This is a genomic window from Paraburkholderia bannensis (genome assembly GCF_014200455.1).
GTDB lineage: Bacteria > Pseudomonadota > Gammaproteobacteria > Burkholderiales > Burkholderiaceae > Paraburkholderia > Paraburkholderia bannensis_A.
This window is the reverse complement of record NZ_JACHBW010000004.1, coordinates 115,889-126,279: the sequence shown is the minus strand read 5'-3', so window position 1 is coordinate 126,279 and position 10,391 is coordinate 115,889. Positions and strand designations below refer to the sequence as shown.

General features: G+C 68.4%; 2 protein-coding genes. Both read left to right on the top strand.

What is annotated here, in order from left to right; translation table 11 throughout:
• Positions 1-31 precede the first annotated feature (31 nt).
• Positions 32-8,884 carry a non-ribosomal peptide synthetase gene (locus F4827_RS08595; protein ID WP_221303636.1) on the top strand — a complete coding sequence of 2,951 codons (8,853 nt, stop codon included), beginning with the start codon at positions 32-34 and terminating at the stop codon, positions 8,882-8,884.
• Positions 8,881-10,299 carry a lysine N(6)-hydroxylase/L-ornithine N(5)-oxygenase family protein gene (locus tag F4827_RS08590; protein ID WP_260175062.1) on the top strand — a complete coding sequence of 473 codons (1,419 nt, stop codon included), beginning with the start codon at positions 8,881-8,883 and terminating at the stop codon, positions 10,297-10,299. The genes F4827_RS08595 and F4827_RS08590 overlap by 4 nt, the downstream gene beginning before the upstream one ends.
• Positions 10,300-10,391 lie beyond the last annotated feature (92 nt).

Below are 10,391 nucleotides of genomic sequence, written 5' to 3'. Positions count from 1 at the left end.
CTCCGACAAAAAATAGTAGTGATTCTCATTTATGAGTGAAGCCATCATGACGACGAACCCGGATTTCCGTCGCAAGAGCAACATCGAATCCGTGCACCGTCTGCTCGGCGTGCAACCGGGCCTGTTGACCCAGGCATTGCAGGCGGGCAGCGACGATCCGTATTACTCGCAATACGTGTTCGAACTGGAAGGCGCGCTGTCGATCGACGCATTCGACGGCGCGTGGCGCGACGTGGTCGCGCGTCACGAGATTCTGCGCGCGGATTTCCGCTGGGAAGGACTCGCGCAGCCCGCGATGATCGTCTACCGCGAAACCGATGCCGCTTGCGAATGTGACGATTGGCGCGGGCTGAGCGAAGCGGATCAGCACGCGCGTCTCGCGCAGGCTTGGGACGCACGGCGCGCGGAAGGTTTTCATCTGGCGCGTGCGGCCTCGTTGCAACTGCAATTGATCCGGGTGGCGGAGCAGCGCTTCTGGTTCGTGTGGCGCATGCATCACGTGCAGCTCGACGGCTGGAGTCTGCCGATCGTGCTGCGCGAAGTGATGGCGCGTTATGCCGCGCGCAGTGCCGGGCCTGGCGAGCCGCTTGCGCCCGCGCCGGGTTTGAAGGTGTATCGCAGCTGGCTCGACGCGCAGGACCGCGACGCCGCCGAGGCGCGCTGGTGCGCCGCGCTCGCCGGCCTCGACGTGCCGACGCCACTGCCCGCAAGCACCGCGCAGAGCGATGCGCGGCGTCGCTATGCGGAGCTACGCCTGCGTCTCGATCCGGCCGCGAGCGCGGCGCTGGTCGAATTCGCGCGCACGCAGCGCGTGACGCTCGGCTCGGTCGTGCAGGCGGCGTGGGCGTTCCTGCTCGCGCGTCGCGCGGATCGCGAGGAAGCCGTGTTCGGCGTGACGGCGGCGGGCCGGCCGGCCGAGATCGACGGCATGGACGCGATGGTCGGCGTGTTCATCAACACGGTGCCGATGCCGGTGCGCCTGTCGGCATCGCAATCGGTCGGCGACTGGGTGCGCGCGCAACAGGCGCGGTCGTTTGCGTTGCGCGCGGTCGAGCATGTGCCGCTCGCGCGCATCCAGGCGGTGGCGAACGGCGGACGCGCCTTGTTCGAGAGCATCGTCGTGATCGAGAACTATCCGGTCGATTCGAGCGGCGCGCGTGCGGGCGATCTGCAGGTCCGGATGCTGGGCGCGGCTGATATTCACGAGCCCGGCATGCGTTATACCGATGGCCGCAACCCCTATGCGCTCAGTCTGATCGTCGCGCCGGGCGCGCAGTTCGAATACGTGCTCGCGTATGACACGCGACGCTTCACGCACGCGGCCATCGAAGTGATCGGCGCGCAGTTGCGCGATGTGCTGGCGGCGTTTGCCGCCCAGCCGGAGCGAGCGTTGGGCGAGCTGGGATTGCGCGCGCAGGCGGCCGCCAATGGGGATGCCGCGAATGGGGATGCCGTGAACGACGCGCAGTCGGCGCCGCGCGCATCGGCACCCTATGCGCCGCTCGCTGCCGGCGACACCTTGCTGGCTCGCATCGCGCAAATCGTGCGCACGCGGCCCGATGCCCAAGCGCTGGCGGACGGCGCGCAATCGCTCGACTGGCGCGCGGTGTGGAACGCATCCGGACGACTCGCGCAGCGTCTTGTCGATGCCGGCGTGAAGCGCGAGTCGCGCGTGGCGCTCGTGTTGCCGCGCGGCGTCGAGTTCGTGCTCGGCGTGCTGGCGGTGTGGCGCGCGGGCGGCGCTTATGTGCCGCTCGATATCGCCGCGCCCGCCGGGCGTCTCGCGTGGCAGGTGAGCGATAGTCACGCGCAGTGCGCGATCGCGCGAGACGATGCCGATGCGTGGCTGCCGTCCGGTACGACGCGGATCGATCCGGCGGATGCTCTGGCGGTATCGGATGACAACGCAGCATCGAACCTCGACATCGCCTTGCCGCTCCCCGGCCAGCTCGCGTACCTGATCTATACCTCCGGCTCGACCGGCCGTCCGAAGGGCGTGATGATCGCGCACGACGCGCTGAGCGCCTATCTCGACGCGTTGCTCACGCGCGTGCCGGATGGCATCGAACGCGCGGCATGCCTGTCGACGCCCGCCGCCGACCTCGGTCACACGACGCTGTTCGGCGCGCTATGGGCCGGCTGGACGCTGCATATGCCCGCCGAAGCCTTGAGCTTCGACCCCGACGCATGCGGCGATTATCTGCGCCGTCATCGCATCGACATCCTGAAGATCGTGCCGTCGCATCTCGGCGGCTTGCTGCAGGCCGCGCAACCCGAGCAGGTGCTGCCCGCGCGCTGCCTCGTGCTGGGCGGCGAGGCCGCGAGCGGTGCGCTGATCGAGCGCATCGCGACGCTCGCGCCGCACTGCGTGGTGCTCAATCATTACGGCCCGACCGAAACCACCGTCGGCGCGCTGACGTGGCGCAAGCCCGCCGCCGATCTCGCGAGCCTGCCGCTCGGGTATCCGCTGCCGCACGCGAACGTGCAGTTGCTCGACGCGCACGGCAATCCCGCGGGCGACGCGGCCTATGGCGAAATCTGTATCGGCGGCGCGTCGGTGGCGCGCGGTTATGCGGGGCGGCCGGGGCTGACCGCCGAGCGCTTCGTTCCCGATCCGTCGGGTCACGGCGCGCGCGTGTATCGCACCGGCGATCGCGGCCGTATCGACGAACAGGGACGCTTTGTGTTCCTCGGCCGTCGCGACGATCAGGTGAAGATTCGCGGCTACCGCGTCGAGCCGGAAGAAGTCGGCGCGTGCCTGCGCGCATTGCCCGGCGTGCGCGACGGCATCGTGATTGCGCGTGAGGACGACGCGGGCCGCGTGCAACTGCACGCGTTCGCCAGCGGGATCGACCTGCGCGCCGACGTGTTGCGCGCGGCGCTCGCGCAGACCTTGCCGGATGCGCTGGTGCCCGACACCTTCACCGTGCTCGACGTGTTGCCGCTCACGGCGAACGGCAAGATCGACCGTCGCGCGCTGACGCCAATGGAAGCGGGCGTGGGCGCCGATGCGCGCGCCGTCGTCGCGCCGCGCACGGATGCGCAAAAGACACTGCTGGCGATCTGGCAGGCCGCGCTCGGCCGCGAGGATATCGGCGTTACGGATAACTTCTTCGAGATCGGCGGCGACTCGATTCTCAGCCTGCGGATCATCGCGAAGGCCCGGCAAGCTGGGCTCGGGCTCACGCCGAAGCAGGTCTTCGATCATCCGACGATCGAAGCGGCCGCGGCGGTTGCGCGTCCTGTGACGCCGAAAGCGCCGCGTGCGAGCGGCGCGGCCTCGGCTTCGGCCTCGGGTTCGGGTGCTGCGGTGAATGCATCGAACGCTGCGGCGAACGCATTGGCCAATCTGCCGCTCACGCCGATTCAGGCGCGCTTTTTCGCCGAGCATCCGGGCGGTCCGAATCACTGGAATCAATCGATGCTGCTCGCCGCGAACGAGCGTCTGTCGCTGGATGCGTTGCGTACCGCCGTGCAAACCGTGATGAGCAGTCACGACGCGCTGCGTCTGCGCTTCACGCGCGAAGGCAACAACGGCAACGTCGATGCCGCAGCGACAGGCCGCTGGACTCAACGCTGCGCAGCGTCCGAAACAGGCACGGTGGACTACGTCGATCTGCGCGAAGCAAGCGACTGGCAAGCCGCCATGTCCACCCGCGGCGCGCAGATACAAGCGTCGCTCGATCTCGCGCAAGGTCCGGTATGGCGCGCGGTGTTGTTCGATGTACCGGGCGGCCAATCGCGTCTGCTGCTGGTCGTGCATCACCTGAGTATCGACGGCGTATCCTGGCGCGTGCTGCTGGAAGATCTCGGCGACGCCTACGAACAGGCGCTGGCTGGCCGCCCCATCACGTTGCCCGCGCCGGGTCTCAGCTGGGGCGAATGGACGGCGGCGTTGTCGGCGCATGCGCAGCGTGACGCAGTACGCAGCGAAATAACGTACTGGCGCACGCAATGGTCGAACACCGCGAACTGGGACGACGCAACCCGCGCAGCCGGCGGTTTGCCGCTCACGGCGCGTCTCGACGACATCGACAGCACGCTCGGCGCGAGCCGCACGATTCTGCGTCGGCTCGACGCCGCACGAACCCGTGCGTTGTTGCAGGACGTGCCGGGCGCGTACCGCACGCGCATCGACGAAGTCCTGCTCGCCGCGCTGGTCGACACGCTTGCGCGCTGGAGCAAAACGCGAGGCGTGCTGGTGGAGCTGGAAGGCCACGGCCGCGAAGACGTGATCGACGGCGTCGACCTGACGCGTACGGTCGGCTGGTTCACGACGCGCTACCCGGTCTGGTTCGAAGCGACGCACGACGACGGCGTGCAAACACTGGCCGCCGTGAAGACCGCGCTGCGCGGCGTGCCGAACAAGGGGCTGCATTACGGCGTGCTCGAATACCTCGGCGGCGCGGCCGAACGAGCGGCCATCGCCGCGTTGCCGCGCGCGCAGGTGAGCTTCAACTATCTTGGCCAGTTCGGTCAGAGCGACGATGCGGATCGAGGCCGCATGCGTATCGCCGCCGACGAACATGCGGGTCGGGCCGCGAGTCCGCTCGAACGCTGCGGACATGCGCTCGCGTTCAACGCGTGGATCGTCGATGGCGCGTTGTCGATCGAATGGCGGCATGTGCCCGGTGCGCTGACGCCGGCCGTCGCCGATGCGCTCGCCACTGCGTTTGACACGCATCTGCGAGCCTTGATCGATCACTGCGCGAGCGCGCCGCGCGCGGCGACATCGGCGGATTTCCCGCTGTCCGGTCTCGACGAAGCAGGTCTGCGCGCGCTCGCGCTGCCGCTCGATAAGGTCGACGACATCTATCCCGCGACGCCGTTGCAGCAAGGCTTGATCTTCCACGCGCAACTGCGTCAGGGCAGCGGCACCTATGTCAATCAATTACGCTTGACGCTGAACGGCGCGCTGGACGCCGAATGCCTCGCCGATGCGTGGCGCGCAACGCTCGCGCGTCATGACGTGCTGCGCACCGCGTTCCGTTATCGCGGCGACGGCGAGTTGCTTCAAGTGGTCTATCGCCACGCCGAATTGCCGGTGGCCTTCCACGCATGGCACGGCGAACACAACGGCGTGCGCTACGACGATCGTCTGCATGCATGGTGCGCGGAGGATCTCGCGCAAGGCGTCGAGATCGAAAGCGCGCCGCTGATGCGCGTGAACGTGTTCGCGCGTCCGGACGGCGCGCACGATCTGATCTGGACCAGTCATCACGCGTTGACCGATGGCTGGAGCAGCTCGCGTCTGCTCGACGAAGTCGGCGCGCACTATGCGGCGGCGAAGCGCGGCGAGACCGCGCGGCTTGCGCCGCCGGGACGCTATCGCGACTACGTCGCGTGGCTCGGTGCGCAAGGTTCGGAGGAGGCGGCGCAGGCCGTGTGGCGCGAACGCTTCGACGGCTTCGACGATCCGGTGATGCTTGAGGCCGCGTTCGGCCGCACCGCGCAGCCGCGTCAAGGGTTGTTCCATGTCGAACAGCGCGTGTCGGCCGAGGTCGAGCAGGCGCTGCGTGCTGCCGCGCAGCGCGCGCAGGTCACGCTCAATACGCTGATCCAGGGCGGCTGGGCGCTGCTGCTCGCGCGCTATGGCGGCCGGGACGCGGTGATGTTCGGCGTGACGACATCGGGACGCAGCGCGGGCAACGAACGCGTGCCCGGCATCGACGCGATGCTCGGGCTCTTCATCAACAGCTTGCCGCTCGGCGTGCGTGTGCCGGCCGATCGCGCGGCGGCGGACTGGCTGCGCGATCTGCAACGCGCGAATGCGGAACTGCGCGAGCACGAGCATGTGTCGCTCGCGCAGGTGCAGCGTTGGCTGGGACGCGGCGGCAGCGCGTTGTTCGACACGCTGCTTGTTTTCGAGAACTACGACACGGGCGAGCGTCGCGAGGATGGCGTTGCCGAAGCGGGCGGCCTGACGGTCAGCGCGGCGGCGGCGGTCAACCGCACGCACTATCCGCTGACGCTGAGCGTGACGCCGGGTCAGGCGCTGTCGTTCGAATGGGCGTGGGATGGCGAGCATCTCGATCGCGCGACCATTGGGCGGCTCGCGGCGGATTATCTCGACTTGCTGACGCAACTGGCCGAGGCGGCGAGCGTCGCAAATGCGACGATGGTCGGCGCGATCGGTGTGCGCCATCAGGCGCACCATGCAACGTCGGGCGATGCATCGACGAATGGCTTTGCTCCGGCGCATGTAAACAGTGATGCAAACGGTGATGCAAACAAGCCACCTTTCGCGATCGAGCCTGCCGGCGCATTGCCTGCACGCGTCGCGCAAATTGCATCGCTGGATGGCGCGCGCATTGCGATCGCCTGTGGTGACAAGCAGCTCGACTACCGTACGCTGGTCGCCCGTTCCCAGGCGCTCGCGCGCAATCTGCTGCTTGCAGGCGTGCAACGCGAAGCGCGCGTCGGCGTGTGCGTCGCGCGTTCGGAGCAACTGCCGCTCGCGTTGCTCGGCGTGCTGACAAGCGGCGCGTGCTATGTGCCGCTCGACCCCGACTATCCGGCCAGCCGTCTGCAACTGATGATCGAGGACGCCGGCATTCAGAGCGTCGTCACCGATGCCGTTACGCGCGCGCGCTTTGCCGATCCCGGTTCGCTGTTCGACGGCCTGAAGCTGATCGACGTCGAGACCGCGAGCCGCGAGGCTGACGATGTCAGCGATGTCAGCGACGTCGGCGGCACGGCAGCACCGGATCTGCCGGCGCTGCTGGCCGACCAGTTGGCCTATGTGATCTACACATCGGGCTCGACCGGCCGTCCGAAGGGAGTCGCGATCAGCCACGGCGCGCTCGACCGCTTCCTCCAGTCGATGACCCGCGCGCCCGGTCTGACACGTGACGACATACTGTTGTCCGTCACGTCGCCGTCGTTCGACATCTTCGCGCTCGAAGCGTACGCGCCGCTGCTGCTCGGTGCGCGTGTCGAGATCGCGACGCGCGCCGACGTGGTGGATGGCGAGCGCCTTGCCGCGCGTCTCGTGCAGACCGGCGCAAGCGTGATGCAGGCCACCCCGAGCGGCTGGAAACTACTGCTTGCCACCGGCTGGCAAGCGAGCGCCGGGTTCCGCGCGCTGTGCGGCGGCGAAGCGCTCGCGCACGATCTCGCCGTGGCGCTGCGCGCACGCGGCGTCACGTTGTGGAACATGTACGGGCCGACAGAAACGACCGTGTGGTCGAGCGTGGCGCGCATCGACGGCACAGCGCCGATCACGCTCGGCGCACCGATCGACCATACCGTGTTGCGCGTGCTCGACACGCACGGTCATCAAGTGCCGCGAGGCGGCGCGGGCGAGCTGTACATCGGCGGGGAGAATCTGGCGCGCGGCTATCTGGGGCGCGCCGCGCTGACAGCCGAGCGCTTCGTGCCCGATCCGTTCGGCAAGCCGGGCGCGCGTCTGTACCGCACCGGCGACGCGTGCCGCGTCGACATGGATGACCAATTGCGTTACCTCGGCCGTCTCGACCAGCAGGTGAAGCTGCGCGGCCATCGCATCGAAATCGGCGAGATCGAAGCCGTGCTGCGTGCGCAACCCGGTGTGCGCGACGCCGCCGTTGTATTGCTCGACGGCGACGGCCAGGCCGCCCGTCTTGCCGGCGCGCTGGTGCCGGCCGATGGCGCCGGACTCGCGCTCGACGCCTTGCAGCAAGCGGTATCGGCGGCGTTGCCGTCGCACATGGTGCCGACGGTATGGCGCGTGTGCCAGGCCCTGCCGCAGACGCCGAACGGCAAGCTCGACCGCCGTGCGCTCGCCGATGCGTGCGCGGCCGAAGCCGCACCCGCAGCCGCGCTGCGCACCCCGCGCACCCCGCTCGAAGCGACGCTCGTGGATACATGGCAGCGCGTGCTGGGACAACGCGCGATCGGCATCGACGACGACTTCTTCCAGCTCGGCGGCGACTCGCTCGCGGCGATGCGCGTGATGGCGCAATTGCGCGCGGCCGGCGTCGGCGCGTGCTCGCTCGAAATGCTGTTCGTGCAACGCACGCCCGCCGCGCTTGCCGCGGCGATCGAAGAAGGCGCGGCGGACTGGCCCGGCAACCTGGTCGCATTGAACGCCGCGCCGAAGACCGCGGCCACGACGCTGTTCTGCATTCATCCGGGCTTCGGTCTCGTCAACGGCTATGCGCCGCTCGCCGCCGCGTTGCCGTGCGACGTGCGCGCGATCGGCGTGCAGTCGCCGCGCTACACGGATGCACACTGGCAACCCGCCGACTTCGCCGCGTGGATCGCCGACTATGTCGCGCGAATTCGCGCCGCGCAACCGCACGGTCCGTATCGTCTGCTCGGCTGGTCGCTCGGCGGTCTGCTCGCCGCGCACATCGCGCAGGCGCTCGAACGCGCGGGCGAAACGGTCGCCTGGCTCGGCGTGCTCGATACCGATCCGGACCCCGCGCCGGTCGATTGCAACGCGAGCGTGCTCGATCTCGACACGCTGCGCGACTACCTCGCGCCGCGTTCGCCGCAACGCGCGGCCGCGCTGGACACGCTGCACGCAACCGGCGACGACCCCGCCGCGCTGCTCGACAGCGCGCGCGCCGCGGGCCTCATCGACGCCGACGAACAGGCCACATTGCTCAGCCTCGTCGAGGTGGTGCGTTTGCAGCGTCGTTTGCTGACGAGCCGTCGCGCGGCGCATGTGCGTGCCGACATCGACGTGTGGCACGTCAGCGGCAACGACGCGGCGCGCCGCGACGCCACCGCGTGGCGCGTCATGACCAGCGGCGTCGCGCACACCGTCGCCGCGCCCGCGACGACACACGCGGCCATCGTTCATCACCCGTCGGTACTGGATGCTGTCGGCGCGCGTTTGCGCGCGGGCAGCGCCACGGTCGGCGACATCGATTCAGTAGACAACGGAAGGCCGCAATGAGCGGCCGCTCCATTCCGAATCATTTCCAGAAGGAGTGCGTAAGCATGGCCGTCGATCATCCTGTTTCTCTGCCGGCGCTCGACCTGCTCGGCATCGGTTTCGGTCCCTCGAACCTGGCGCTCGCCATCGCGCTCGACGAGCAGGCCCGTGCCAATGGCCGTCGTCTGAAGACCGGCTTCATCGAAAAGAAGCACGGCTTCGCCTGGCATAGCGGCATGCTGCTGCAGGACAGCCGCATGCAGATTTCGTTTTTGAAGGACCTCGTCACGTTGCGCAATCCATGCAGCCCGTTTTCGTTCCTTCAGTATCTGCAAACGCAGGGGCGTCTCGAAGATTTCGTGAACCTGCGCAGCTTCCTGCCGACCCGCATCGAGTACGACGGTTATCTGCGCTGGGCCGCGTCGTCGTTCAACGATCAGGTGCATTACGGCGAGGCGGTGCTGAGCGTGAAGCCGCGCAGCGCGGGCGGCAAGGTGCGCGCGCTGGAAGTCGTGTCGCGTCGCGCGGACGGCAGCGAGACCACGCGCCTCGCGTCGAATCTGGTGATGGCGGTGGGCGGGCGTCCGTCGCTGCCGGCGCCGCTTGCGGCGCTCGCCGGGCAGAACTCGCCGGCCGCGCGCCGGCTCGTGCATTCGTCCGGCTATCTGCCGGAAATCGACACGGCGTTGCGCGCGAGCCGCGCCGAAGCGCAGGCGGCCGGCCGCCGCGTGCGCGTGGCCGTGCTGGGCGGCGGGCAAAGCGGCGCGGAGATTTTCCAGGACCTCGTACAGCGCGGCAGCCTCGACGACGATCTCGACGTGACGCTGGTGATTCGCGGCAGCGCGCTCAAGCCCGCCGACGACAGCCCGTTCGTCAACGAGATCTTCCACGCGGACTTCACCGATTCGATCTATCACCGCACGCCGCAAGCGCGCCAGCGGTTCTTGGACGAATACCGCGGCACCAACTATTCGGTGGTCGATGTCGATCTGCTCGAACGTCTCTACGCACTCTTCTACATGCAGAAGGTGAGCGCGCAGCCGCGTCACGCCCTGCTCACGCAACGTCAGTTGACCGCCGCGGCACCGGGGCGTCACGGTCTCGCGCTGACCTTCGAGGACCTCGCGCGCAATGTCGCTGAAACCAGCGAGTTCGATGTGGTGGTGGCCGCGACGGGCTATCGCCGCGACGATCATCGCCGTCTGCTCGAAGGGCTCGCGCCGTATCTCGGCGAGTTCAAGGTCGGCCGCGATTACCGCATCGAAGCGCGCGACGACTTCCTGCCAGGCATCTGGCTGCAAGGCGGCTGCGAGGCGACGCACGGTTTGAGCGACACGCTGCTGTCGATTCTCGCGACGCGCTCGGCGGAGATCTGCGCGTCGCTGCATGACGCGTACGAAGCGCTCGCGCAACAGCGCACGCATGCGGTGGCTTGAGCGTGGCTTGAGCGTGAGCTGAGCGTGAGTTGAGCGCGGCGGCATCGGAAAGACACATACGGCACCTGAGCGTCGATTGAACGCCCGGCGCC